Genomic DNA, 26,955 nt, shown 5'->3' on the forward strand with positions numbered 1-26,955 from the left:
TCAAACCTCCAGTTCCTCGCCGAATTGTATCGCCCACTGCGCGGCGATGGCCTGGCGGGCCTCGCCCAGCGCAGCCAGCATCGCGGCATAGTCCTCGTGCCCGCAGGCCTGGGCCAGCGCAATACGGGCAGCAGGCGGTGGCTCCAGTCCATCGGGCGCCAGCAGCCGCGCCGAGATCAGCGCGCGCGCCAGGGCGGAGAAATGATCCGCCATGTCCGGCGGCAGCAAGCCCGCTTCGATCAGCCCGCCGATCGCCGTATCCACGCCGGGCGCCAGGCCACGGCGCTCGCGCAGTTGCAGGAAGTGGACGAGGAATTCGCAATCGACCAGCCCGCCCCGCAGCAGTTTCACATCGAGCGGGCCGCGCGGCGGCTTGTGCTTCGCGATCTCGGCCCGCATCGCCAGGACATCGGATTTGAGCTTGCCCGCATCGCGCGGGGTTTCCAGCACCTCACGGATGATTGCGGCCAACCGTTCACGCGCGGCAGCCGAGCCATAGAGCGGGCGGGCGCGACACAGGGCCATGTGTTCCCAGGTCCAGGCGTCGTCCTTCTGGTACTGTGCGAAACTGTCGAGGCTGACGGCGAGCGGCCCCTGGTTGCCCTGCGGCCGCAACCGGGTGTCCACCTCGTACAACGCGCCTTCGGCCGTCGGGACGCTGAGCGCTGCGGTTACGCGGGTGGCCAGCCGGTTGAAATAGAGCGAGGTGGTAAGCGGGCGTGGACCATCGGATTCCTCGCCGGTCTCGGCCCCGTTGAACAGATAGACCACATCGAGGTCGGAGGCGGGCGTCAGCGCCCCACCGCCCAGCCGCCCCAGTCCCAGGACCAGCAGTTCGCTGCCGTCGATCCTGCCGTGCTTGGCCTCGAATTCCGCCGTTGCCGCATCGGCTCCCACTTGCAGCGCCGCCTCGGCCACGCGGCACAGCCCTTCGGCAATCGCGAGCGGATCGTGTCGCCCCTCGACCAGCTGCACCCCCAGCGCGAACCGGGCATCGCCCACGACCAGCCGGATATGATCGAGGCGCGCTTCGTAGTCGGGCACTTCGCAGGCCGCCATGCGGGCGGCGAGGGCGGGTACGTCATCGGGCAGGTCGAGCGCGGTGGAATCGATCAGCGCGTCGAGCAGTTCCACCCGCCGCGCCAATGCATCGGCCAGCGGCGGGGCGAGCGTGATGATCCGCAGCACCTGTTCCAGCAGGCCGGGTCGCTGTTCGAATAGGCGGAATAGGTTAATCGCTGTCGGCAAACGAGCCAGAAGGGTTTCCCACCGCGCCATGGCCCGGTCCGGCTCGTTCGCCCCGGCCAGGGCTTCGGACAGGATTGGCGCGATGGCATCGAAGGCGATCCGCGCCTCGGTACCGCGCAGGGCATGGATATTGTCTTTCCAGCCGATGACCCGGCGGGCGAAATCGTCCGGCAGGCCGGCGGGCGCGCCGGGCGCGGCTGCAGTTGCCCGCGCATCCTCGCCCAGCAGCTCGTCATAGCGCGCCGCCACCTGCCCGCAGACCTGGGCGAGGTCAGCCAGCAGCGCCGCGCCATCGGGCAGTCCATCGAGCCGGGCGACATTGTTGAGCGCTTCGCCACTGGCGGGGAGTTCGTGGGTCTGCCGGTCATTTACCATCTGCAAGCGGTGTTCGACCACGCGCAGCCGGTAATAGCTCTCGCCTAGCACCCGCGCATCCTCGGCCGCGATGATCCCCTCTGCTGCCAGGGCATCGAGCGCGGCGCGGGTGCCCCGCTGGCGCAGGTCGGGCTGCCGGCCGCCGTAGATGAGCTGGTGCGTCTGGGCGAAGAATTCCACCTCGCGGATACCGCCTCGCCCCCGCTTGAGGTCGAACCCCGGCCCCGGTTCCAGCGGCCCGGCATAGGCCTTGCGGATGCGCATGGTGAGGCGGCGGATCTCCTCGATGGCCGTAAAATCGAGATTGCGGCGCCAGACGAAGGGCCGCATCTGGTCGAGGAACCGCTCGCCCGCCGCCAAATCACCGCCTGCGCTGCGCGCCCGGATATAGGCCGCCCGTTCCCAGGCCAGGGCCGAGCTTTCGTAATGCGACATCGCCGCGTCGAACGAGATGGCCAGCGGGCTGACCTCGCTGGCGGGCCGCAACCTGAGATCGACCCGGAAGACATAGCCATCGGCAGTCTGGCTCGACAGGGTCTCGACCAGCCAGCGGGCATAGCGCTGCGCCGCCTCTCCCGGTTCCTCGTTCGCGCGGCGCGGCAGGATCTCGGGATCGTAAAGCAGGATCGGGTCGATATCCGAGCTGTAGTTCAGTTCCCCCGCCCCGTGCTTGCCCAGAGCGATGGCCGTGAAGCCTGCCGGATCGGCATCGGGCACGCGGCGCCGGATCGCGGCAGCAATCGCCCGGTCGAGCGCGCGGTCGGCGAGGCTGGACAGTTCGGCCATCACCCGGTCGAGTGTGAAGTGCCCCGCCAGGTCGCCCACGCCCAGCACCAGCGCCAGCCCGGTGCGCTCGCGCCGGAGGGCCTTCCCGACATCCGCATCGTCCGTAGCCTTGGCAAGCGCCAGTGCCTCGTCCGCCCGGCCCTGCGCCAGCAGTTCCGCCAGGTCCGGCATCCGCGACAGGGCCAGCGTGAGGAACGGCGAACAGGCCCGCACCCGCGCCAGCGCCTCGTCCCAATCGCAATTTGTTTGGCCGTTCATGCGCCTACCCCTGCCGCGCATTCTACCGGAGGGCAAGACCGGTGCTTGCCACGGGCGCTTGCCTCTGGCCCCCCGCTTTGCCAATGCAGGGCCATGACATACCGCATGCCCGCCGAATGGGCCGAACAGGACTGGATCTGGATCGGCTTTCCCGCTGCTGCCGACCTGTGGGAGGACGACCTTGTCCCCGCGCAGGAGCAAGTCGCCGCCTTCGCTAATGCCGTGGCCGCAACGGGCCAGGAAGTGCGGCTGGTCGTGCGCGATGACGTGGCCGAACAACAGGCCCGCGCGCTGGTGCTGCCGGAGTTGGTGATCGAGCAGCACCCCTATGGCGATATCTGGCTGCGCGATACCGGCCCCCTGACCCTGCTCGATATGGACGGCAGGCGGGCTGCTCGGCGGTTCGGGTTCAACGGCTGGGGCGGCAAGTACCTGCTCGACGGCGACCAGCAGACCGGCCCGTCGCTGGTGGCAGCCGGTGGCCTGGAGGATCTTGGCCGCGCTGACTGGGTGCTGGAGGGCGGCGCGGTCGATACCGATGGCACGGGCCTTGTTGTCACCACCGAGCAATGCCTGCTCAACCGCAACCGCAATCCGTCGCTGAGCCAGGCCGACATCGCCGAACGGCTGGGCCGCGACCTTGGCCTTGCCCGCGTGCTGTGGCTGGGCGACGGCCTGCTGGGCGACCATACCGATGGCCACGTGGACAACCTCGCCCGCTTCGTGGCGCCGGGCCGCATCGCCATCCCGGTCGCCGCCGACAGCGATGATCCCAATGCCGCGACCTATGACGAGGCGGCATCGCGCGCCGAGGCCTTCGGGCTCGACGTGGTCCGCGTCCCCTCGCCAGGGCTGATCGGAGACAGCGAGGATGCCGAGCCCGCCAGCTACATGAACTTCGTGATCGCCAACCGCGTGGTGGTGGTTCCCATCTATGGCTCGCGTTTCGATGACGAGGCCGTGGCGGCCATCGGCGCCCTGTTCCCGGGGCGCGAGGCGGTAGGCCTGATGGCCGATGCCGTGCTCACTGGTGGCGGCAGCTTCCACTGTTGCAGCCAGCATGTTCCAATGGCGCTTTAGGCGCGCCAGAGGGAGGCGTTAACTTTTCGTTTACGATTTCGGCAGACAATGCCGCCCATGAGCAAAGCCATTGCCTTCACCCACACCCGCGCCGTCGATTCGGTAGAGGCCCTGCGCTTCGTGATCGTGGCGGCCTGCGGCACTGCGCTGATCGCTGCCGGGCAGTTCCTGCCGCTCTGATCCTCTCCAAGTTGCGGTAAATGCAAAGGTGACAGAAGTGACAGCGTGTCACTTTTGTTTTCGCCAGATTCCTGTTCAATTCCAGTCGCTTGGCCTAAGGGCGACAAAGTGACAGGGGGCCTGAAGAAACGCGCGCTCGCGCTGTTTGACGAGATGAAAGAGCCGTGCAGGTAGGTGCCCGCGCGGTGGGGATTGGCGGCTAGGGCCGGTGTAGGAAATGTATTTCACACGAAGACACGAAGATGGTGCGCCAGCGGCAAAGCCGCCCTCATTCCCGGCGCTGGTCCCTGCTGCACCCGGTGAACGAGAAACAGCGCCTACGGCGCAAGCGACATCTTCGTGTCTTCGTGTGAGAGTCTCTGGCCTAAGAAGCCTTCACCGCAAATCGGGCGCAGTCCCCTCCGCCTTGATCAGCGCCACCACGTCCGCCCGCGGCAGCACCTTCTGGTGTTCCGCCCCCAAGGTCCGCAGCGCAATCGTGCCTTCCTCGGCCTCGCGCTTGCCGACCACCAGCAGGTAGGGAACCTTGGCAAGGGAGTGCTCGCGCACCTTGTAGTTGATCTTCTCGTTCCGGAGGTCGGTTTCCACCCGAATACCCGCCGCGGCCAGTTGCGCCGCCACCTCTGCCGAATAACCATCGGCATCGGACACGATGGTCGCCACCACGGCCTGCGTCGGGGCCAGCCATGCGGGCAGGCGTCCGGCGAAGTGTTCGATCAGGATGCCGATGAACCGTTCATAGGAACCGAAAATCGCGCGGTGGAGCATGACCGGGCGGTGCTTCTCGCCATCCTCGCCCACATAGACCGCGTCGAGCCGTTCGGGCAGCACCCGGTCTGACTGGATCGTGCCGACCTGCCAGGTGCGGCCGATTGCGTCGGTCAGGTGCCATTCCAGCTTGGGGGCATAGAACGCGCCTTCGCCGGGCAGTTCTTCCCAGCCATATTCCGCCGTCGCCATTCCGGCATCGACCACGGCCTGACGCAGTTCGGCCTCGGCCTTGTCCCAATCGGCATCGGACCCGAACCGCTGGTCCGGGCGCAGGGCCAGCTTGATCTGATAGGTGAAACCGAAGTGGGAGTAGATCCGGTCCGCCAGTTCGCAGAACGCGCGCACTTCGGACACGATCTGGTCTTCGCGGCAGAAGATGTGGGCATCGTCCTGGGTGAACTGGCGCACGCGCATCAGGCCGTGCAGCGCGCCGTGCGGTTCATTGCGGTGGCAGCAGCCGTTTTCATAAAGGCGCAGCGGCAGGTCGCGATAGCTCGTGATACCCTGCTTGAAAATCAGCACGTGGGCCGGGCAGTTCATCGGCTTCAATGCCATCCACTGCGCATCGCCGCTGATAACCGGGCCTTCGTCCTCGGTATTGGGCACCTCGTCCGGGATTACGAACATGTTGGCGCGGTACTTGCCCCAGTGGCCCGATTGTTCCCACTGGCGGGCGTCCATCACCTGCGGGGTCTTGACCTCCTGGTAGCCTGCACCGTCGATGGCACGGCGCATATAGGCCTCCAGCTCGCGCCAGATCTTGTAACCGGCGGGGTGCCAGAACACCGAGCCGTGGGCTTCTTCCTGCAGATGGAACAGGTCCATCTCGCGGCCCAGCCGGCGGTGATCGCGCTTGGCGGCTTCCTCCAGCTTGTGGAGATGGGCATCGAGCTGCTTCTTGCTGAGCCAGCCGGTGCCGTAGATGCGCGTGAGCTGCGCGTTCTTCTGGTCGCCGCGCCAATATGCGCCCGCCACCCGCATCAGCTTGAAGGCCTGTGGATCAAGCTTGCCGGTGCTGGGCAGGTGCGGGCCGCGGCACATATCGAGCCAGTCCTCGCCGCTTTTATAAACGGTCAGTTCCTCGCCCTCGGGCAGCTCCTGGGCCCATTCGGCCTTGAAGCTTTCGCCATCGGCCTGCCATTTTTCGATCAACTGCTGGCGGCTCCACACCTCGCGCGTCAGCTTCTTGTCTGCCTGGATGATGCGGCGCATTTCCGCCTCGATCGCGGGCAGGTCGTCCATGCCGAACGGCTCGCGGCTGGCAGGCGCCAACACGTCGTAATAGAAGCCATCGTCCGTTGCCGGGCCGAAGGTGATCTGCGTGCCGGGGAACAGCGATTGGACGGCTTCGGCCAGCACATGGGCATAGTCGTGCCGCGCCAGTTCCAGTGCCTCCGCCTCGTCACGGCTGGTCACCAGCGCCAGTTCGCTGTCGCCATCAAACGGCCGGGTGAGATCGCGCAGTTCCCCGTTGACGCGGGCCGCCAGCGCCGCCTTGGCAAGGCCGGGGCCGATGGCGAGCGCGACATCGGCCGGGGTCGAGCCCTGCGGCATCTCGCGTACCGAACCATCGGGAAGGCTGATCTTCAACAGGTCGCTCATCAATCGCGTCTTTCACTTTTTCCGACGGGCGCCATGGCACAGAGCGCCAAGCGTCCACAAGGGGCGGCGTCGGGTAGAAGGGGAAGTCCGGGGAGCTCGACGCCGCACCACCCGAACCGGGCGGCGGCAGGCGCGGTATCAGCCCACGACCTGCCGGCCCCGGAAAACCGGGGTGGTGGTAGTTGTCGTGGTGGCACGGCCATGCGTCATGCCAGGCGATATAGGGGCACGCGGTTGCAAAGTCACTAAGGTGCTTCGCTTGCCCTTGGACTTGGTCGCGCGAACCGCCATGTTGGACATGATGACAGACCTTGCCGAAATCGCGGGCCGCCGCATTGCCTATAGCCATAATGCCGGAAGCGGCCCCGCCGTTGTGTTCCTGCCGGGTTACATGTCCGACATGGCGGGCGGCAAGGCGACCGCGGTGTTCGACTGGTGCGTGGGCCACCGGCGCGAGTGCTTGCTGCTCGATTATTCGGGCTGCGGGGAAAGCCCCGGCGATTTTGCGGACGGCACGCTGACGCGATGGTGCGAGGAAGTGGTCGGGCTTGCTCACGAGAAACTGGCCAACGAGCGGATCGTGCTGGTCGGTTCCTCGATGGGCGGCTGGCTGATGCTGCTGGCCGCGCAGCAACTGGGCGAGCGGGTGGCGGGGCTGGTGGGCATTGCCGCCGCGCCCGATTTCACCTCGTGGGGCTATTCGGACGAGCAGAAGGCGCAGCTCGCGGCTGGCGAAACCGTGCTGGAGGACAGTGCCTATGGCCCCGATCCGACTCCCACCCATGCGAAGTTCTGGGCCGATGGCGAGGGGCAGTTGCAGCTTGGGCAGGCCATTGCGCTCGACTGCCCGGTGCGCCTGCTGCACGGGCAGCTTGATGCCGATGTGCCGCCTGCCGTGTCGCTGCAACTGGCCGCGGCCCTGCGTTCAGAGGATGTGCAGGTGACGCTGGTCAAGGGCGGAGACCACCGGTTGAGCCGCGAAGGCGACATTGCCCTGCTGCTCCATACCCTGGCACAAATGCGCTGATCGGATCATTACACGCCCATGCTCGCTTTCCTCACCGCCTCGCTCGTGTTCTCGCAGCTGACCATCCCGCTCGACCTGCCGTTCGGCGGTCCGACGGTGGAGGACGACCGGCTGCTCGCCTGTATGACCGAGTCGCGGACCGATCCGGCGCTGGCGATCACCACGGCCTCGCAATGGCTCGAAGGGCTGTCCGGCCCCGCCACCAGCGCGCCGCAGCAGTGCCTGGGGTTTGCCTATATGGGCGTGCTGCGGTGGCAGGCGGCAGAGCAGGCCTTTACCGCCGCGCGCGATGGCTTGCGGGCGGATGACCGGGCCGAACGGGCGCGGATCGGGACCATGGCGGGCAATGCAGCACTGGGGGACCAGCGTCCCGCCGATGCGCTCACCCTGTTCGAAGTGGCTCAGGCCGATGCCACGGCGGCGGGCAACAGCGAACTGGCAGGCTCGATCTCTGCCGACCGGGCGCGGGCCTTTGTCGCCATGGGGCAGGAGCTGGACGGCGCGCAGGCGCTGGCCCAGGCGCGCGAGCTGGCGACGCAGGATCCCGCAGTCTGGCTGCTGTCGGCCACGCTGGCCCGGCGGATGGACGACTTTGCATCGGCCCGCGGGTGGATCGCCATTGCCGCCGCGCTCGATCCGGCCAATCCGGCGATCGGGCTGGAAGCGGGCGTGATATCCGTGCTGAGCGGCAGTGACGATGCGGCGCGACAAAGCTGGCAATCGGTAGTGGACCTCGCCCCGCGATCCCCGGAAGCAGACGTTGCACGAACCTATCTGGCACAGCTCGACGAAGTTGGCGAACCAGAGGAGGGCAGCCGATGATCCCGCTATCGGTCCTCGACCTCGTCCCCGTCCGCGAGGGCTCCGATGCTGCGACCGCCTTGCGCGAAGCGGGCGAGCTGGCGAACGTGGCGGAGGAGGCAGGGTACAAACGCTTCTGGGTGGCCGAACACCACGCCACCCCCGGTATCGCGGGCGGCGCGACTGCGGTGGTGCTGGCGCATATCGGCCATGCCACCAGCACGATCCGCGTTGGATCGGGAGGGATCATGCTGCCCAACCACAACCCCTTCGTCATCGCAGAGCAGTTCGGCACGCTGGATGCGCTGTTCCCCGGCCGGATCGACCTTGGCCTCGGTCGCGCGCCGGGTGCCGCGCCAATCCTCGGGCAGGCCCTGCGCAAGGACCTGCGCAGCGCGGCGGACTATTTCCCGCAGGACGTGGTCGAACTGCGCGCGCTGCTGACCGGCGACATCGACCTGCCGATCGCTGCCACGCCGGGGCTTGGCTCCAATGTGCAGATGTGGATGCTCGGCTCCAGCCTGTTCGGCGCGCAATTGGCCGCGCGGCTGGGCCTGCCCTATGCCTTTGCCAGCCACTTCGCGCCCGACCACCTCGACGCCGCGCTGGAAACCTATCGCAGCCAGTTCCAGCCCTCGACCGTGCTCGACAAACCCCACGCCATGGCGGCCATGACCATGATCTGCGCCGACAGCGACGAGGAGGCGGCACTGCTCGCCTCGTCGCAGGACCAGTCCTTCGTGCGGCTGCGCAGCGGCGATCCGGGCAAGCTGCCGCCGCCCAAACCGGGCTACCGCGAGAGCCTGGACCTGTCGTCCCGCGCCATGCTGGAGAGAATGGACGTAGCCCGCGCCGTAGGCTCGCCCGCTACGGTCGCGGCAAAGATCGACCGCTTCGTGGCGCGCACACAGGCTGACGAGATCATCGTTTCGGGTGCCACCTTTGATCCCAAGGCGCGGCAACGCTCGCTACGGCTGGCAATAGATGCGCTGAACTGAACCGGTTTCATTTATTACCAACAGGGGGTGCCAAGCGCCTGTCCTCCCTGTATTGAACCGCGCCGGAAGAGGAGAAATACCGCATGACGGCGAAATCGGACAAGATCCTGCTGACTGAACTGGAGCGACGCATCGCAGGTTCGATCCTGCCAGGCGAAGCCGCGCTGGAAGGCCAGCCGCTGGCCGATGCAGCGCAGTTCCTGCTTGAAGCCGCAGCTGTCCGCGCGAAGAACCGCCCTGCCATCCTTGTTCGCAGCGCCACAGATGCCCGCCGCATCACCCGCATCGCCGTGGTCAACCGCGACGTACCGTTCCTGGTCGATTCGATCAGCCGGGCGATTGCCGATCACGGCCTGGCAGTGGACCTGCTGGTCCACCCGATCCTGCCGGTCCTGCGCGATGACTGCCGCCAGCTTGCTGGCCTGCCGAAAGACGACGCACCCGGCGCCATCCGCGAAAGCTTCATCTATCTGGAGACAGACCGGATCGACGCGAAGCAGCGCCGCGCGCTGGAAGCCGAACTGGTCCGCACCGTGGCCGATGTCCGCAAGGCCGTGGCCGACTGGCCGCAAATGCGCGCAGCGATAGAGGCCGATGCCGAGACCCTGCAGGATAGCGAAAGCGCCGAACTGCTGCGCTGGCTGGGCGGCGGCATGATGACGCAACTGGGCCATGTTACCCGCCACGCCGACGGCAGCGAAAGCGCAGCGCTGGGCATATGCCGCAAGAGCGCGGGCAACGTGCTGGCCGAACCGAGCTGGAAGCTCGCCTTCGCCTGGTTCAGGGACAAGGCGCGCCAGAGCCGCGTGTTGATCGTCAAGGCCAACCGCACCAGCCTGGTCCACCGCCGCGTGCCGCTGGACCTGTTCATCGTGCCGGTGATCGAGGGAGGCAAGGTCGCCGCCCTGTCGGTCCATGCGGGCATCTGGACCAGCGCCGCGCTCTCCACGCCGCCCGATGGCGTGCCCGTGCTGCGCCGCCAGCTGGAGGCTATCACTGCCAGCCTCAACTTCACCCCCGGCAGCCACGATCACAAGGCGCTGGTCCATGCCCTGTCGGTCCTGCCGCACGACCTGGTGATCGGCTTTGAGGCCGAGGACACCTGCCGCGTTGCCACGGCCATGATGGCCCTGATCGACCGCCCGCGCCCGCGCTTGGCCCTGGTCGCCGCCCCGCTGAAGCGCCACCTGTTCGCTTTCGTCTGGCTGCCGCGCGACATGCTGTCCACCACGGTGCGCGAGCAGATCGAAGCGCTGCTGACCGAAGGCACCGGCACGCAGATGCTCGACTGGAGCCTGACGGTGGAAGGCGGCAACCTCGCTATGCTGCGCTATGTCCTCGATGCGCGCAGTTCCGGTGCCAGCGAGCACGCGCCCGAACTGGACGCCCGGCTGGCCGACATGCTGCGCGGGTGGAACGATGCGGTCGAGGCGGCGCTCGCCAAAACCGGGGAAGCGGGCCGCGCCGCCGCGCTCGCCCTGCGCCATGCGGGTTCCTTCCCGCAAGCCTACCGCACCACATACGGCGCCGAGGAAGCAGCACGCGACATCGCCTGCCTGCGCGCTCTCGGCGCAGACACCACGCTCCAGCCGCTGGGCCGCGACGTGCGGCTTTACAGGCTGCCGGGCGATCCGGCGGAGCATTTGCGGCTCAAGGTCTATCAGGCGGGCGGTTCGCTGCCGCTGTCCGATGCCGTGCCCGCGCTGGAGAACTTCGGCTTTCGCGTGCTGGCCGAAGTGCCGACCGACCTGATCGGCGAGGACGAGGTCACGATTCACGATTTCCTGCTCGGCACGGGTGCTGGTGCCCCGGCGCTGGAACGGGCCGAAGCGATCGAGCAGGCCGTGGTGGCCGTGCTCAATGCCCGGGCCGAGAACGACGTATTCAACCGGCTGGTGGTGAGCACCGGGCTTTCTGCCGTCGAAGCCGAATGGCTGCGGGCCTTCTACCGTTACCTCCGTCAGGCCCATGTCGCCTTCACCATCTATTCGGTGGTCGATGCCCTGGCCGCCGCGCCCGATGTTACCCGCGCACTGGTCGATCTTTTGCGCACGCGCCACGATCCCCGTTTCAAGGGTGACCGCGCGGAGGCTTCGGCCCGGATCGACGAACAGGTCCGCGCCGGGCTGGCGGGCGTTGGCGCGATCAACGATGACCGGATCCTGCGGCTCTACTGGCAGGTGATCCATGCCGTGCTGCGGGCCAATGTCTTTGCTGATGCGGGCGAGGAGGCGCTGGCCTTCAAGTTCGATTCCAGCCTCGTCCCCGGCCTGCCCAAGCCCGTGCCGTGGCGCGAGATTTTCGTCTATTCGCGGCGGGTCGAAGGCATTCACCTGCGCGCCGGGCCAGTGGCGCGCGGCGGGCTTCGCTGGTCCGACCGGCGCGACGATTTCCGCACCGAAGTGCTCGGCCTGATGAAGGCCCAGCGGGTGAAGAACGCGGTGATCGTGCCGACCGGTGCCAAGGGCGGGTTCTATCCCAAGCAATTGCCCAATCCGGCGCTCGATCGCGATGTCTGGGCGGCGGAAGGCAAGGCAAGCTACAAGCTGTTCATCCGCACCCTGCTGTCGGTCACCGACAATATCGTCGATGGCAAGGTCGTCCACCCGGCGGGCGTGGTGATCCATGACGGGCCGGACCCCTATTTCGTGGTTGCCGCCGACAAGGGCACGGCGAGCTTTTCCGACACGGCCAATGCCATCGCGCTTGAGCACGGCTTCTGGCTGGGCGATGCCTTCGCCAGCGGCGGTTCCAACGGCTATGACCACAAGGCCATGGGCATCACCGCGCGCGGGGCCTGGCTGTCGGTCCAGCGGCACTTCCTCGAAATGGGCGTGGACGTGCAGGCAGAGCCCGTGCGCGTGGTCGGTTGCGGCGACATGTCGGGCGACGTGTTCGGCAACGGCATGCTGTTGTCAAAGTCATTGAAGCTGGTGGCGGCCTTCGACCACCGGCACATTTTCATCGACCCCGATCCCGACCCCGCGACAAGCTGGGCCGAGCGCAAGCGCCTGTTCGACCTGCCGCGATCGAGCTGGGCAGACTATTCCGCCGAACTGCTGTCGAAGGGTGGCGGGGTCTTTCCGCGCAGCCAGAAGCGCATCGCCCTGTCGAAGCAGGCCCAGGCGGCACTCGGCGTGACCGAGGCGGAACTTGATCCCGACAGCCTGATTTCCGCCATCCTCAAGAGCCCGGTGGACCTCGTCTGGTTCGGAGGCATCGGCACCTACGTGAAGGCGAGCGGCGAGAGCCATGCCCAGGTCGGCGATCCGGCCAACGATGCCCTGCGCGTCGATGGCGGCGACGTGCGTGCCAAGGTAATCGGCGAAGGCGCCAACCTCGGCGTGACCCAGGCCGGGCGGATCGACTATGCGCTGCATGGCGCGAGTGGCGCGGGCGGGCGGATCAATACCGATTTCATCGACAATTCGGCCGGGGTCGATTGTTCGGATAACGAGGTCAACATCAAGATCGCGCTCACGGCAGCGCAAGTCTCGGGCAAGCTCGGCGACAAGCGGCGCAATATGCTGCTGGCCGAAATGACCGACGAGGTCGCCGAACTGGTGCTGGAGGACAACCGCCTCCAGGCGCTCGCCCTGTCGATTGCCGGGATGGCCGGGGCGGACGCCATGGGCGCCTACCTGCGGCTGATCGAGACGCTGGAGGAACTGGGCGAACTGGACCGGCGGACCGAAGGTCTTGCCGCCAGCGACGTGCTCGCCCGCCGCGCGGCCGAGGGGCATGGCCTCACCCGTCCTGAACTGGCCGTGCTGCTGTCCAATGCCAAGCTCGCCCTGCAAGATGCGATCGAGCAGGGCCCGCTGGCCGGTGATCCTGCCGCCGATGCCCTGGTGCTGGGCGATTTCCCGCCGCAGTTGCGGGACAAGTACCGCAAGGAACTGCTGAACCACCAGCTGCGGCGCGAGATCGTGGCGACCGTGGTGGCCAACCAGATCGTCAACCGGCTGGGGCTGATCCATCCGTTCGAACTGGTGGAGGAGGAAGGCACCTCGCTGGCGGAACTGGCCTGCGCTTTCGTGGCGGCCTGCGACCTGCTGGGCATGCACGAGCTGTGGCAGGCGATCGACACGGCGGCCATGCCGGAAGCCGCACGGCTGCAAATGTTCGACCAGGTGGCCCGCGCACTGCGCGGCCATATGGCCGACCTCTTGCGCACCAGCGGCTGTTCCCATGGTCCCTCTGCGCTGGGCAAGTCGCTCGGGCCGCTGGTGGGCGAACTGTCGGCCCATGCCGAAAAGCTGCTCGGCCTCGAAGTGCGCGGCCAGCGCGATGCGCTTACCTCCGGTATGGTAAAGGCAGGCGCGCCAGAGGCTCTCGCCGGACAGGTCGGACGGCTGTTCGCGCTCGACGGGGCGATCGGCCTTGCCACCCTGGCGCGCGATACGCGGATACCGGCGGTGGACCTTGCCAATGCCTTCATCGCGCTTGGCACCATGCTCGGCCTCGACTGGGCCCAGGCCCGCGCCGCCACGATGAGCCCGCCCGATCCGTGGGAGCGGCTGCTGGCGGCAGGCCTGGCGCGCGATTTCCAGCAGATGCGGTTCGATTTCCTGCGCCACCTGGCAAACGGCAAGGCGCGCGGGATAGACGAGCGGATAGACCGCTGGGCCGCCGACCACGCGCCCGCCATCGCCCGGTTCCGCGCCATCGTGTCGCGCGCCCAGGCCATGCCGGCGGCCAGTCCCGCCATGCTCGCCCAGATCGCCGGACAGGCGCGCAACCTGCTGCAGGGTTGAGCGCAGCGCTTGACGGATGGCCCATAAGGCGCAATCGCTCGTGCCCATGACCAGAGCCGATATCGTGATCGTGGGAACGGGCCATGGCGGGGCGCAGGCCGCCATCGCCTTGCGCCAGAACGGCTATGCAGGCTCGATCCTGATGATCGGGCGCGACAAGGCCCTGCCCTATGAACGCCCGCCGCTGTCCAAGGAATATCTCGCGGGCGACAAGCCGTTCGAGCGCCTGCTGATCCGCCCGGAGAATTTCTGGGCCGACAAGCAGGTGTCGCTGATGCTTAGCACCACCGTCACCAAAATCGATCCGGTGGCAAAGCAGGTCATGCTGGCTGGCGGCGCAGGGCCGGTGGAATATGGCACACTGATATGGGCCGCAGGCGGCGATGCACGGCGGCTGTCCTGCGCGGGCGCGCATCTCGATGGCATCCACGCCGTGCGCGACAAGCGCGATGTCGATGCCCTGATGGCTGACCTTGCGGGCGGCAAGCGGCGCGTGGTGGTGGTCGGCGGCGGCTATATCGGGCTGGAAGCAGCGGCTGTGCTGACCAAGCTGGAATGCCAGGTCACCCTGCTCGAAACCCTGCCGCGCCTGCTGGCCCGCGTCGCGGGTGAAGAGCTGTCGGACTTTTTCGCCCGCGAACACCGCAGCCACGGGGTGGACGTGCGGCTGGATTGCGCGCTGGAATCGATTGTCGGGGATGCGGATGACCGGATGACCGGCGTGAAACTGGCGAGCGGCGAGGAAGTGCCTTGCGACATCGTGGTGGTCGGCATCGGCATCGTGCCCGCCGTCAGCGCGCTGATCGCGGCGGGTGCGGCCGGGGCCAACGGCGTGGACGTGGACGAATACTGCCGCACCAGCCTGCCCGATGTCTATGCCGTGGGCGACTGCGCGGCCCATGCCAATGCCTATGCCGACGGCGCGGTCATTCGGCTGGAAAGCGTGCAGAACGCCTCCGACATGGCGACCGTCGCGGCCAGGGATATCTGCGGCATGGCAGAACCCTATGACGCGCTGCCGTGGTTCTGGTCCAACCAGTATGACCTGCGCCTGCAGACCGCGGGCCTCAGCATGGGGCACGACACGGCGGTGCTGCGCGGCGATCCGGCCAGCCGCAGCTTCTCGGTGATCTACCTCAAGGACGGGCGGGTGATCGCGGTCGATGCGGTCAATTGCGTCAAGGACTATGCGCAGGGCCAGAAGCTGGTGAAGGCGCGCAGCGCGGCCAGTGCCGAGGCGCTGGTGGACGTGGACGTGCCGCTCAAGGATCTGCTCTAGCAGCGCCTAACACATTCCGGGCTCCCGTTCGTGTCGAGCGAAGTCGAGACATCGGCGCAAGGTGTCTCGACTTCGCTCGACACGAACGGACCCTGGGGGAACTTCAGGAAAGCCGCGCTATCGCCCACTGCGCGGCTTCGGCCACCACCTCGTCCGGATCGTCCAGCAGCGCCTCTACCGCCGGGACCAGCGCCCGATTGCCGCTGTTGCCCGCAGCATAGAGGCAGTTGCGCACGAACCGGTCCCTCCCCACCCGCTTGATAGGCGAGCCGGAGAACTTCGTGCGGAACGCCGCGTCATCCAGCGCCAACAGCGCCGCCAGATCGGGCGCGACCAAGTCTTCGCGCGGGGCGAAGGCCTGGTGCCGCGCCGCCACTTCGGCAAACTTGTTCCACGGGCACACGGCAAGGCAATCGTCGCAGCCATAGATGCGGTTGCCCATGTCTTCGCGGAATTCGTGCGGGATCGGGCCTTTGTGCTCGATAGTCAGATAGGATATGCAGCGCCGCGCATCTAACCTGTATGGTTCGGGAAAGGCGTCGGTCGGGCAGGCCACCTGGCAGGCTTTGCACGATCCGCAGCGGTCCTGCCCCGGTTCGTCCGGCGTAAACGGCAGGGTGCAATAGATCGCCCCGAGAAACAGCCACGATCCATGTTCGCGGCTGACCATGTTGGTGTGCTTGCCCTGCCACCCCAGCCCCGCTGCCGAACCCAGCGGCTTCTCCATCACCGGGGCCGTATCGACAAACAGCTTGAGCGCCATGTCCAGTCCGTGGCTTTCGGCCTCGGCCACCAGCCAGCGGGCCAGCGCCTTTGCTGCCTTCTTCAGCACATCGTGATAGTCCCGCCCCTGGGCATAGACCGAGATGCGGGCCTTGTCCGGATCGCCTTCCAGCGCCAGCGGGTCGTGTTCGGGCGCATAGGACATGGCCAGCGCGATTACGCTGGCAGCCTCGGGCCACATCGATTGTGGCCCCTGCCGCACCTCGGCGCGGTCCTTCATCCAGCCCATCGTGCCGTGATGGCCTGCATCGAGCCACGCGTGCAGCCGCGCGGCGCGCACCGGATCATCCTCGGCCGGAGCAAAGCCGACCGCGGCAAAGCCCAGCTCGGCCGCCTTGGCCCGCAGCTTTTCCTGGATCAGCGATATCACCGCTGCGTTAACCATAATCGCACTTGCTCGCGTTCATTGTTCGCCTGTACCCCGCCCCGATGGACATTGCGACCACCCAGAAACCCGAAGCCGCGCCAGAGACCGCCCGCGAACCGGCAATCGAAGCCCGGGGCCTCGTCAAGCGGTTCGACGATACCCTGGCGGTGGACGGGGTGGATATCATTGTCCCGCGCGGATCGATCACCGGCATCCTGGGGCCGAACGGCGCGGGCAAGACCACGACCCTGCGCATGTTGCTGGGCATCATCGACCCGGACGAAGGCATGCGCCGCGTGCTGGGACATGAGAACCCGCGCGATGTGGCCCGCCTGATCGGCTACCTGCCCGAAGAACGCGGGCTCTACCCGTCGATGAAGGCGGTCGATGCCATAGCCTTCATGGGCGCGCTGCGCGGCCTGTCGCTGCCAGAAGGGCGCAAGCGCGGGCGGGAATTGCTGGAAGACTATGGCCTTCGCCATGCCGCCGACAAGCAGATCCGCCATCTGTCCAAAGGCATGGCGCAGATCGTGCAACTGCTCGGCACCCTGGTCCACGATCCGCAGCTGGTCATCCTGGACGAGCCATTCTCCGGGCTCGACGCAATCAACCAGGGCAAGCTGGAAGTGCTGATCCGCAGCCTGGCCGACAAGGGCGTGACGGTGATTTTTTCGACCCACGTGATCGCCCATGCCGAACGCCTGTGCGAAGGCATCGCCATCATCGCCGGTGGCAAGGTGCCCTTTGCCGGGCGGGTGGACGAAGCGCGCGACCGGATCCCCGCGCAGGTGCGGCTGGAAACTTCGGCCAATGAAGGGCCATGGCGCGCGGCCCTGCCTGCCAGCGCCCGCCGTTCTGGCAAGTTCTGGCAGTTCCCGCTGCCTGAAAGCGGGATCGAACCGCTGCTGCGTGCCCTGATAGACGGCAATGCCGGGATCCTGTCGCTGTCGATCGAGCGCGCGGGCCTGCACGATGCCTTCGTCGCCATCGCGGGCGAGGCGGCAGCGGCCAGTCTTGTAGCCACCTCAACCGGGGAGATGGCCGCATGAGTGTCAGAGATACCGCTGGCCGGTTGTCGCTGTGGCGCGCTGCCTATGTCGTGGCGCGGCGCGATTTCACCGCCATCCTGCTGAGCCGCGCCTTCATCTTCTTCCTGCTCGGCCCGCTGTTCCCCATTGCCGTGGCCGTGCTGGCAGGCGGAGCAGGCGCACAGGTGCAGAGCGAGGCGGCTGCCGCCAATGTCGGCATTGCCATGTCCGCCGAAGATAGTGCCGCGATGATCGAAGCGCGCGACCAATTGACGCGGCAGGTGGGCAACGTGATCCCGGCCTTCGTTGCGCTGGACCACGGCCCCGAGTTCGATCCCGAGGAAGTGCTGGAAGGGCGCGAGGGGCGGCTGGCAGCCATTGTCACCGGCACGCTTGCCGCACCCGAGCTGACCGCACCGCCGGGCAACCTGGCGCGCTGGAACGGCACCGTCAGCCTGATCGCCACCAATGCGGCCAATTCCGCCAGCGGGGCGGGGCCGCCGGCCTATCCCGAGGTGCGCAACACCTCTGTAACCACCAGCGGCGCAAGCGAGAATCGCGGCCGCTACCAGACCGCGCAGGGCGGACAATTGCTGCTGTTCCTGCTGATCATGCTGCTGGCAAGCATGGTGCTGTCCAACCTTGTTGAGGAAAAGGGCAACAAGATCATCGAGATCCTGGCCGCCGCCGTGCCGATGGACGCAGTGTTTATGGGCAAGCTGTTCGCCATGCTGGCGATCTCGCTGGTCGGCATCGTGGTCTGGGGATCGGTCGGCACCGCGGGCCTGCTGATGACCGGTCGGTCGCTGTCCGAATTCGCCAACCCGGGGGTCGGCTGGCCGCTGTTCTTCACACTGGGCGCGATCTATTTCGGCATGGGCTACCTGCTGCTGGGATCGGTGTTCCTGGCCGTGGGATCGATGGCCGCCACGGTGCGCGAAGTGCAGACGCTGGCCATGCCGGTGACCATGGCTCAGGTGCTGGTGTTCTTCTTTGCCACCATCGCCATGACCCAGACCGGCAGTGCGATCGAATATGCCTCGATCATTTTTCCGCTCAGTTCGCCCTTCGCCATGCTGGCCCGCGCGGCGGTGGACGAAGCGGTCTGGCCGCATGTCATCGCGCTCGCCTGGCAGGCGGTCTGCGTGGCGCTGTTCATCCATGCGGGCGCCACCTTGTTCCGCAAGCGGGTGATGAAAGCGGGGTCGCAGGGCAGCGGCAAGTCGTCGCGCTCTTTGAAGATGCTGCTATCCGGGTTATTCAGCGCAGGTTCGGACAAGCGAGCCTAGGATGACACCATGCCTGACATGACCATTTCCCGCCGCCGCATGCTGTCCTGGCTGGGAGCCGGGGCCGCCATGCCGATCCTCGCCGCCTGCGGCTCGCCAACACCCGCTCAGGCCCAGGCCCAGCAGAACTTCCGCGTCCGCTACACCGAGGCGCAGTGGCGCGAACGGCTGACGCCCGAACAGTTCCGCGTGCTGCGCGAAGCGGGGACCGAGCGGGCCTTCACCTCGCCGCTTGATCGCGAACGCCGCACCGGCACCTTCCTGTGCGCAGGCTGCGGCAACGAGCTCTATTCCTCGCGCACCAAGTATGACAGCCGCACCGGCTGGCCCAGCTTCTATCGCGAGCTGCCCGGCGCGGTCGGCTATTCGACCGACTATCACCTCGGCTATCCGCGGCGCGAGGTGCATTGCGCCGATTGCGGCGGGCACCTGGGCCACGTGTTCGACGATGGTCCCGCGCCCACCGGCAAGCGCCATTGCATCAACGGCGTGGCGATGACCTTTCGGCCAGCCTAGGCTCTACCTTACGCGATAGACCTTGAGCGGTCCTTCTTCAAAACCAGTAACCGGCTCCAGCCAGTCTGGCTCCTGTCCGGCGTCCAGCGCATCGGCGAAATTGCCGGGCGCGACGCTGCGGTAAAACGCGAAGTCAGCCTTTGCCGTGCAGGCGACGACATAGTCTGCGCCATTGCGCCGCACCACCTCGTGCGCGCCTGCCACCGGCCCGCTGAAGGCCACGATCACGTCGCGCATGCGGGGCTGGTTGCGGTGATAGCTGGCTGCCAGGATGGTATGCCCGCTGTGCCCGAGAATTTCCGGCCCGGCATCCATCGGCACCAGCATATGGCCCGGCGGCAGGGCGGCGAGGCGGGAAAAATCGCACTCTTCGTCCAGGGCCCGGTCGCGATCGACACGCACAGCCGTTGCTGCACCCGGCAGCACCCGCGTCTCGACCAGCTTGGCCGCCCCGCTCGCCACCATCGGCGTGGCGAGGGCGAAGCAGGCGAGGGTCGCGCCAATGCGTGGCAGGGCAGAGGGGATGGCCCGCGCGCGCGGCAGCCAGGTGGCCAGCAGCACGGCGGCAAAGGGGATCGCCAGCATCTGCGCCAGCACGCCCGCCCGCATCAGCATGAACGAAAACAGGCAGGCGAGCAAAGCAACCAGCGCCAGCCCGTCGCGCGCCCGCGCCGCACTGCCGACACCGTCGCGCTTCATCTGCCACCAGCCCGCCACCACCAGCCCCAGCGACCAGGCCAGCATGGCGATAACCGCCGGCTGCTGGCTCCAGACCGGCAGGCCCTCGGTGATATTCTCGTACCAGAACCGCCGCACCAGCGGGTCCATCTCGCCAAACGGGCTCGTGAGGCAAGGGCCGAGTGCAGCCAGGGCCAGCGGCAGGCTGGCAAGCGGGATGAGCGCCAGCCCCACCAGACGCCCGGCTCGCCGGTCCTTCCATGGAAGGACCGGCAGCAGCAGGGCTACACCTGCCGCAGCGGCAAAGGCGAGCATGTGCCCGGGCAAGAGGATATCGCAATAGGGGAGCGCAAAGGCGCTGGCGGGCCGGGTCGCCAGGCTCAGCAGCGGCGCGGCCACGGCCAGCGTAGCGAGGAACACGCCCAGCCGCCGATCACCGTCCAGCCACCAGGCAAGGCCCAACACGCCCGCCATTCCCGCAACCATCGGCAGGCCTTCGAGCGAGATTACCAGCCATGCCGCCGCCAGAACCCCGGCCAGCGCAGCCCAGCTCCGGGCCGGTTGCAGCAGCAGCGCCGCCACGCACAAGCCCAGCACGGCCTGCGGGGCGTGGTGGTCGATCCGCATCGGCAGGAAGCTGTCGGGCAGCAACGGGAACATCGGCATGGCGATAAGGGCCAACGCCAGCGCCAGAGGCCCTGACCCGAGCCGCAACATGATCGCCCGCAGCGCAAACAGCGCAGGCAGCAACCATAGCAGCGGCACCAGCGCCATGGCCGCAGTCTCGCCCAACAACAGCACCAGCACAACCAGCGGCAGGTCCACCAGCCGCGACCAGTGCATCGAGGCACCATGCGGCGGATCGATCCGGTATTGCGCGACATCGAACCACGACTGGCCAGCCAGAAGGTCGCGCACCTCGAACAGGCGCATCCAGTTATCCGGCCCATCGATGGCAAAGCCCTGCGCGGCACCGGCGGCCAGCGCCACCACGCACCACAGCGCCCAGACCGCCAGCACGGCGGCGGGGCGGGAGGCAAATGCGCTCCAGCGGATGGGGTCGGCAGCAGTCATTGCGGAAGGTCTAGCGGAAAACGATCTTGGAGCGCAGCAGCCAGGTGGCGGCAAAGCTCACCGCGATGGCCACCAGCTTGGCCAGCCGCGGATCGATTCCACTGGCATCGCCCGCCCAGACGATCGAAATGGTGAGGGCAAGGCCAACCAGGGCCGACATCACGAACAACGCCTTCTGGCGCGTGCGCCGTCCGCCACGCAGGGCGACATTGCCGACAAATACCGTGCGGCTCGACAGCAGCCAGTGAGCCACGATGCCCGCGCCATAGGCAAGGGCACTGGCGCCCGCCGCCCACATGCCCGTGGCCAGCAGCGCCAGAAAGCACCCCATGTCCACCGCCAGCGCGCCGACGCTTGCCAGCACATAGCGGATGAAACGCACATCGCGCAGCCGGAGGAACATGGCGGGCATCGCCGCTTCAGGCCGCGCGCCGGTCATCGCTTGCCGCAATTCGCGTCGGCACGTCGCGCACCGATGCCAGGGCAGCGGCCTGGTCGGGCGTGACCGCCTCGCGAACCGGCAGGGCCTTCTCGGCCCCCTCGTCGCCCGCCTCGTGGTATTCTGCATCCTCGTTGACGCACCAGGTGTCGTAAATCCGCTTACCGGCGACGATGTTCTCCACCGTCAGCATAGCGGTCATCATCGCGTGGTCCTGGTTGTTGTAGCGGTGCATCCCGTTGCGCCCCACCAGGTGCAGCGTGGGGAAGCGGTCTTCCAGTTCGGCCCGCATCGCGGCGACATTGGCGGCATAGTCCTCGTCATAGACGGGATAGGCCTTCTCCTGGCGCACCACGGCGCCACCGATCACGTCTGCCGGATCGGTGAGGCCGAGGATCGCCATTTCCTTCTTCGCCAGTTCGACCAGATCGGCATCGGCCATCGACCACAGCCCGTCGCCTTCGAAACAGAAGTATTCGAGACCGACGCAGGCGACATCGCTGTCGGGCACCATTTCGGGTGACCACGAGCGGAAGTTCTGCACCCGGCCCACCTGCACCTTGTCATCGTGGATATAGATCCAGTTGTCGGGGAACAGGTCGTCCGACCGGATCATCAGCGCCACGGTGAGGAAATCGCGGTATTTCAACCGGCTCGCCTCCAGCGTAGTGGCGGGCAGGGGGTGAAGCCGGGCGGCCAGTTCGCGCATCGGCGCGCTGCTGATGGCATGGGCCGCCCTGATCACGATCTCGCCTTCGGGGCCGGTGGCCGTCATCCGCCAGCCATCGGCACCATCACTGGCGAGCTGCTTGAGCGAGTGGCCCATGATCACCTGGCCGCCCATCTCCACGATCCGGTCGCGCGCGGCATCCCACATCATGCCGGGACCGAGGCGCGGATAGCGGAAGGTTTCGAGCAGGGTCTTGGCCTGTGCGCCGCTGCCATCGTTGGGCGCCTTGTTGAGGCCGAGGCTGCGCTTCAGGCCATCGACCACCGCACCCCACAGCGAAAGGCCCTTGATGCGCTGGGCCGCCCAGTCGGCGCTCATCTCGTCGCACGGCATGCCCCAGACCTTCTCGGTATAGGTCTTGAAGAAAATCGAATAGAGCTTGTGACCGAACTGGTTGGTGGTCCAGTCGGCGAAGCTCTTGACCTCGCGGATGGGGAACACCTTGTATTTCAGGTAGCTGGCCATGCACATCGCGCTGCGCCACAGGCCAAGGTTTGCCAACGCCTCGAACGCGCGCAGCGGATAGGAGTAGAATTTGCCCTCGTAATAGATGCGGCTCATCCGCGGGCGCTGGATGAAATCATCCGGCAGGATCTCGTTCCACAGGTCGACCACGGCGGCGCTCTTGGAAAAGAACCGGTGGCCGCCGATGTCGAAGCGATAGCCCTCGTGCTCCACGGTGCGGCTGATGCCGCCGACATAGGTCGCATCCTGTTCGATGATCGCCACGCTCTTGCCGGCCTTGGCCAGCAGGTATCCGGCAGTAAGGCCCGCCGGCCCCGCCCCGATGATGGCCACGTCTACGCTGATATCTCCCGGAACCTTACCGGTCGAACTGGCTGCGCTGCTGGTCATCTGTACCCCCGTGTCGTGTCCTGACCGGGAGTGAAGGAAAATGGTTATGGGCAGGTTAACGCAGGTAGCTTCTCACACAGGAAATGCCGCATTTTTCCCTAGCTGCAACGTGGCCACGATGCGCGCCATGTCGCCGAACTGGAACGTATCCTCGAACACCAGGCCATAGGTTTCGCCCCGCCGCCAGCGGACCTTGGCGTTCACTTCGGGCAGCCCTTCGGCCGACAGGCGCACGCGCTGGTCGATCGCGAACCGCGTGGTGCTGGTGATCTTGGCGCCCTGCTGCGAGATATCGTGGATCTCCACCACCGCGCTGGCGAGGCCGCCGACGAGTTGGGCCGCGGCATTGAGGTTGATGCGGATCGGGCGCTTGGCAAAGCGGCTGGGGCATTCGACGATGCGGGCAATATTTGCCGGGGCGAGGAACTTCAGGCCGGCGCGGTCCCGGTCCACCCAGACCAGTTCCAGTTCATGGCAGTCGCCGTTCTGCAGTTCCAGCATCAGCCGCTCCTCATCGGGCAGCGGGTGGAACAGGCGCACGCTTACCCCGGTGTCGGATGCATCGCGCACCACGCACATGAATTCGCCCGCCGGGCAGCGCAGCTTGGCCGCACGGACAAGCATGGTGAAACGGGGGGAGGTGCGCTGGTCGGCGTAGTGGTCAGTTCCGGGTTCGGCCCCGGTCCCCGCAAGCGGGGATAGGGCAGCGGCGTGCAATGCGTCGCGCATGGAAACTCCATCAGTATAGCGGCAGCTATCCCCAGCCCGCCGCAATGTTTCGAACAGCCTGTCTTACCGGCAAGATGCTTTCCGAACCGCTAACGATGGTGGAATTTGGCAGATTTCCGCTACGGGTGGCCCCTTCGCCTTGCTCGGGCGTTTTTGCCCAAAACAGTCCCCCGGACTGTTTTGGGTAGCAGGTCCCCCTCCCTTGCGGTCGGGAGCAATTCGGCCAAATCGATCCCCCGGATCGATTTGTGTCGCGAATTGCTGGTGCGGGCGGTGGGACTCGAACCCACACGAGCAAGGCTCAGGGGATTTTAAGTCCCCGGCGTCTACCATTCCGCCACGCCCGCAATTGCACCATGGTTGCGCCCCGGACGGCCTGCAAACGGCACTCCGCTTCGCTTCCGGTGCTCACGACCCATAGGGTCGCTGCGCGCCGGGTCTCGCCGGAGCACCATTTTCGGCTCGTCCGGAGCACAACCACGGCACAATTGTTTCTCAGCTAGCGGGAGTCGGCCGCGCTTACCAGTAGCGCCTGCTGGCGATCTCTGCGCCTTGCGCCAGCGCAGCCAGCTTGGCCCAGACAATTTGCGGATCGAGGCTGTTGCTGCCCGCATGGACCGAGAAGCCGCAATCCACGCCCGCCATCACGCGCTCGCGGCCCAGGAGGTCGGCATAGCGGCCGATGCGCTGGGCGATGAGCTCGGGATGTTCGATATAGGGTGATTGCGGTTCGATCATGCCGGGGCAGAGGACTTTTCCTTCGGGCAAGGAATTGTCCTCGAAGAAGGCGAACTCGTGGTTGTGGCGCGGGTTGGCACCTTCCAGCAGCACGGCCTGGGGTTTGGCGCTCCATACGATATCGGCAATCTCGCCCAGGGCCACGTCGCAATGGTGCGGGCCGGGGTAGTTGCCCCAGCACAGGTGCATGCGGCACTGTTCCGCCGGAATGTTGCGCAGTGCATGGTTCAATGCGGCCACGTTCATGCCGATGCGCTTGCGGAATTCGGGCAGGTCCAGATGCGTGAACTGCACGTGGCGGCCCATCGCAAGGTCCGGGCAATCGACCTGCAGCGTTATGCCGGCCGCGGCGATGGTCTCGTATTCGTGGCGCAGGCCTTCGGCGAGGGCGAAAACATATTCCTCGTCACTGGCATAAAACTGGTTGGGGAAGAACAACGCGGTAACGCCGGGGCTGGCGGCGGACATGAAGCTTTCGTGGCCATTTGCCAGCCGGTTCAGCCGCTCGGCATCCTCGCGCGGGGCATCCATGTCGATCACCGTGATCGGCGCGGTGCAGGCGGGCGCAGAGCGTTTGGCGCGGCCCTTGTTGCCGAACACCTGGGCCTTTGCGCCGGGAAAGTCCTCCAGGTCCTGGAATTCGTACTGCCCCGCCTCGCCGCCAAAGCCCGACAGGCGATGCTTGATATAGGTGGCATAGCTCGGCTTCGACATTTCCCCGTCGCCGACGATGGAGATGCCCGCCTTGACCTGATGGGCGAGGACTTCGGCCGTAGCCTTGTCGATCGCTTCATCGAGCGCGGCCTCGTCCACGGCCTCGCCACCCTCGCGGGCGAACATCAGGTCGAGCAGATATTCCGGTCGCGGCAGGCTGCCGGTGTGGGTGGTCTTGAAGGTCACGAAATCTCCGCCCGCACAATTGCCGCACCATCGACCATGGCCTTCATCTTACCGAAGGCCACTTCGCGCGGGAGGTACTTCAGCCCGCAATCGGGCGCCACGATGATCTTGTCGGCGGGAGCGTGTTCCAGCCCCCGGCGGATGCGCGCGGCGACCACTTCGGGTTCCTCCACCGCATGGGTCGACAGGTCAAGTACGCCGAGGATGATGGTCTTGCCCGGCAGGGTTTCCAACACCTTGGTATCGAGCTCGCTCTGCGCAGTTTCGATGGAGATCTGCTGCACTGCGCTTGCCGACAGTTCGGGCAGGAAGGAATAGCCCTCGGGCCGTTCGTGGATCAGGTGCGCATAGCCGAAGCAGATGTGCAGCGCGGTGGTGCCCTGCACGCCCTCCAGCGCGCGTTCGAGCGCTTTGAGGCCATAGGCCCGCGCCTTGTCGGGCCGCGCCTGCATATAAGGCTCGTCAAGCTGGACCACGTCGGCCCCGGCTGCGAACAGGTCCTTGATCTCCTCGTTCACGGCGCCGGCATAGGCGAGCGCGAGCGCTTCCTCGTCGCCGTAGAAATCGTCCTGCGCCTGCTGGGCCATGGTGAAAGGGCCGGGGACGGTGATCTTGATAGCCCTGCTGGTGTGCAACTTCATGAACTCGACATCGCGCACCTGCACCGCATGGCGGCGGCTGATCGGGCCGACCACGCGCGGCACCGGCACCGGTTCGCCCGACCGGTCGAGCGCCGTGCCGTGGTTGTCCATGTCCACGCCGTCCAATGCCGTGGCAAAGCGGTTGGAATAGCTCTCGCGCCGCATCTCGCCATCGGTGATGATGTCGAGGCCGGCGCGCTCCTGTTCATGCATGGCATAGACCGTGGCATCGTCCCAGGCTTCCTCCAGCATGTCTTCGGGAATGCGCCACAGCTCCTTCTGGCGGGTGCGCGGCGGGAAGCGGCCGGCCAGCTTCTTGCGGTCGATCAGCCATTCGGGCTGGGCATAGGATCCGACCAGCGAAGTCGGCAGGAGCGGCAGGGTCATTGGGGAAAACCTTGTTGGTCGCCACTCCCGCTATAGCGGGGATGACGGGGAATGGGCTGGACTGGAATGGCGCGAGGCACCGGCCTCAGGCGGCGATGTCTTCTTCCGAACGGAAATTGTTGTTCGACGTGTGGTCGCCTGCCAGCCAGCGCTTCAGTTCGGCATGGGCATTGGCCTTGCGCGCCGCATCGCCCGCCGCCGCGCGCGGATCGTCGAGGGTGAATTCCACCGTCATGCCGTTCGGATCGACCACATAGACCGAGCGGCAATAGCCGTGTTCCAGCACATAGTTGGCCTTCAGCCCATGCTGCTTGATGCGCTGCTCCACCTCGGCCTGGAATTCGGCATCGACGTTCAGCGCGAGATGGACGAAAGGCGTGGCCGGGATATCGGGGACGAACAGCTCTTCGTCCTCCTTGTCGGCAAACTGGAAGAAGGCGAGCGCCCCGCCATCGCCGATGCCGAAGAAGCAGTGGCAATAGGTGCGCATCTTGCCGAACAGCTCGTCGCTCTCGCACCAGGTGGCCACCAGCGGCAGGCCGAGGATATCCTCGTAGAAGTGGCGCGTGGCTTCCATGTCCTTGGTGACATAGGCGGTGTGGTGCAGGCGGCTGGGCAACTTGGCCATGGCAATATTCT

20 protein-coding genes and 1 tRNA gene are annotated in these 26,955 nt (G+C 66.6%); 10 read left to right on the forward strand and 11 right to left on the reverse strand.

The window, feature by feature from the left end; translation table 11 throughout:
* A complete protein-coding gene (locus M3P36_RS04010; protein ID WP_249700969.1) occupies positions 1-2,667 on the reverse strand; it encodes a [protein-PII] uridylyltransferase family protein in 2,667 nt (888 codons plus the stop codon).
* 93 nt (positions 2,668-2,760) lie between these two features.
* Here M3P36_RS04010 and M3P36_RS04015 point away from each other — a divergent pair, with 93 nt between their 5' ends.
* Together M3P36_RS04015 and M3P36_RS15140 are read left to right on the forward strand one after the other, a co-directional pair.
* Positions 2,761-3,747, forward strand: a complete 987-nt coding sequence (locus M3P36_RS04015) for an agmatine deiminase family protein (RefSeq protein WP_249700971.1) — start codon at positions 2,761-2,763, stop codon at positions 3,745-3,747.
* Between the two features lie 57 nt (positions 3,748-3,804).
* Positions 3,805-3,927, forward strand: coding sequence for a hypothetical protein (locus tag M3P36_RS15140; RefSeq protein ID WP_283773315.1), 123 nt, complete (start codon positions 3,805-3,807; stop codon positions 3,925-3,927).
* Positions 3,928-4,302: 375 nt separating this feature from the next.
* Here M3P36_RS15140 and thrS read toward each other — a convergent pair whose 3' ends face one another.
* Positions 4,303-6,300 (reverse strand): threonine--tRNA ligase, encoded by a 1,998-nt coding sequence (gene thrS / locus M3P36_RS04020; RefSeq protein WP_249700973.1) that lies wholly within the window; start codon positions 6,298-6,300, stop codon positions 4,303-4,305.
* A 298-nt stretch (positions 6,301-6,598) separates the two neighbouring features.
* Between thrS and M3P36_RS04025 the strand changes: the two genes are divergently transcribed.
* The 5 genes from M3P36_RS04025 (at position 6,599) to M3P36_RS04045 (ending at position 15,162) form a co-directional block, all read left to right on the forward strand.
* Positions 6,599-7,327 (forward strand): alpha/beta fold hydrolase, encoded by a 729-nt coding sequence (locus M3P36_RS04025; protein ID WP_502798357.1) that lies wholly within the window; start codon positions 6,599-6,601, stop codon positions 7,325-7,327.
* Positions 7,328-7,345: 18 nt separating this feature from the next.
* Positions 7,346-8,149 (forward strand): tetratricopeptide repeat protein, encoded by an 804-nt coding sequence (locus tag M3P36_RS04030; protein ID WP_249700976.1) that lies wholly within the window; start codon positions 7,346-7,348, stop codon positions 8,147-8,149.
* The gene (locus M3P36_RS04035) at positions 8,146-9,126 is read left to right on the forward strand and encodes an LLM class flavin-dependent oxidoreductase (RefSeq protein ID WP_249700981.1); all 981 of its coding nucleotides are present in this window, start codon (positions 8,146-8,148) and stop codon (positions 9,124-9,126) included. Before M3P36_RS04030 ends, M3P36_RS04035 begins: the two co-directional genes overlap by 4 nt.
* Positions 9,127-9,209: 83 nt before the next feature.
* The gene (locus tag M3P36_RS04040) at positions 9,210-13,883 is read left to right on the forward strand and encodes an NAD-glutamate dehydrogenase (RefSeq protein WP_249700987.1); all 4,674 of its coding nucleotides are present in this window, start codon (positions 9,210-9,212) and stop codon (positions 13,881-13,883) included.
* 46 nt (positions 13,884-13,929) lie between these two features.
* Positions 13,930-15,162, forward strand: coding sequence for an NAD(P)/FAD-dependent oxidoreductase (locus tag M3P36_RS04045; protein WP_249700990.1), 1,233 nt, complete (start codon positions 13,930-13,932; stop codon positions 15,160-15,162).
* A gap of 103 nt (positions 15,163-15,265) precedes the next feature.
* Here M3P36_RS04045 and queG read toward each other — a convergent pair whose 3' ends face one another.
* Positions 15,266-16,330 (reverse strand): tRNA epoxyqueuosine(34) reductase QueG, encoded by a 1,065-nt coding sequence (gene queG, locus M3P36_RS04050; RefSeq protein ID WP_249700995.1) that lies wholly within the window; start codon positions 16,328-16,330, stop codon positions 15,266-15,268.
* A 44-nt stretch (positions 16,331-16,374) separates the two neighbouring features.
* Between queG and M3P36_RS04055 the strand changes: the two genes are divergently transcribed.
* From M3P36_RS04055 to msrB, 3 genes are read left to right on the forward strand one after another with little or no spacing between them, the layout of a single operon-like run.
* On the forward strand, positions 16,375-17,361 hold the full coding sequence (locus M3P36_RS04055; protein WP_249701002.1) for an ABC transporter ATP-binding protein: 987 nt from the start codon (positions 16,375-16,377) through the stop codon (positions 17,359-17,361).
* On the forward strand, positions 17,358-18,629 hold the full coding sequence (locus M3P36_RS04060) for an ABC transporter permease (RefSeq protein WP_249701007.1): 1,272 nt from the start codon (positions 17,358-17,360) through the stop codon (positions 18,627-18,629). Before M3P36_RS04055 ends, M3P36_RS04060 begins: the two co-directional genes overlap by 4 nt.
* A 9-nt stretch (positions 18,630-18,638) precedes the next feature.
* Entirely contained in the window at positions 18,639-19,145 is a 507-nt protein-coding gene (msrB, locus tag M3P36_RS04065) for a peptide-methionine (R)-S-oxide reductase MsrB (RefSeq protein WP_249701009.1), read from the forward strand.
* A 3-nt stretch (positions 19,146-19,148) separates the two neighbouring features.
* Here the strand turns inward: msrB and M3P36_RS04070 are convergent, their stop codons facing one another.
* The 8 genes from M3P36_RS04070 to M3P36_RS04105 form a co-directional block, all read right to left on the reverse strand.
* Positions 19,149-20,897 carry a hypothetical protein gene (locus tag M3P36_RS04070; protein ID WP_249701011.1) on the reverse strand — a complete coding sequence of 583 codons (1,749 nt, stop codon included), beginning with the start codon at positions 20,895-20,897 and terminating at the stop codon, positions 19,149-19,151.
* 10 nt (positions 20,898-20,907) lie between these two features.
* Positions 20,908-21,300, reverse strand: a complete 393-nt coding sequence (locus tag M3P36_RS04075; protein WP_349630536.1) for a GtrA family protein — start codon at positions 21,298-21,300, stop codon at positions 20,908-20,910.
* 16 nt (positions 21,301-21,316) lie between these two features.
* On the reverse strand, positions 21,317-22,921 hold the full coding sequence (locus M3P36_RS04080) for an NAD(P)/FAD-dependent oxidoreductase (RefSeq protein WP_249701013.1): 1,605 nt from the start codon (positions 22,919-22,921) through the stop codon (positions 21,317-21,319).
* Positions 22,922-22,993: 72 nt separating this feature from the next.
* Positions 22,994-23,650, reverse strand: coding sequence for a PilZ domain-containing protein (locus M3P36_RS04085; RefSeq protein ID WP_249701016.1), 657 nt, complete (start codon positions 23,648-23,650; stop codon positions 22,994-22,996).
* 262 nt (positions 23,651-23,912) lie between these two features.
* Positions 23,913-23,997: transfer RNA gene (locus tag M3P36_RS04090), tRNA-Leu, on the reverse strand.
* Positions 23,998-24,169: 172 nt separating this feature from the next.
* A complete protein-coding gene (locus M3P36_RS04095; protein ID WP_249701023.1) occupies positions 24,170-25,288 on the reverse strand; it encodes a cobalamin-independent methionine synthase II family protein in 1,119 nt (372 codons plus the stop codon).
* Positions 25,285-26,316: a uroporphyrinogen decarboxylase/cobalamine-independent methonine synthase family protein gene (locus M3P36_RS04100; protein WP_249701032.1), complete on the reverse strand. Its 1,032-nt coding sequence runs from the start codon at positions 26,314-26,316 to the stop codon at positions 25,285-25,287. Before M3P36_RS04100 ends, M3P36_RS04095 begins: the two co-directional genes overlap by 4 nt.
* 85 nt (positions 26,317-26,401) lie before the next feature.
* Positions 26,402-26,944, reverse strand: a complete 543-nt coding sequence (locus M3P36_RS04105) for a VOC family protein (protein ID WP_249701038.1) — start codon at positions 26,942-26,944, stop codon at positions 26,402-26,404.
* Positions 26,945-26,955: the final 11 nt, after the last annotated feature.

The sequence above is a fragment of the Altererythrobacter sp. KTW20L genome, from assembly GCF_023501975.1.
Lineage (GTDB): Bacteria > Pseudomonadota > Alphaproteobacteria > Sphingomonadales > Sphingomonadaceae > Alteraurantiacibacter.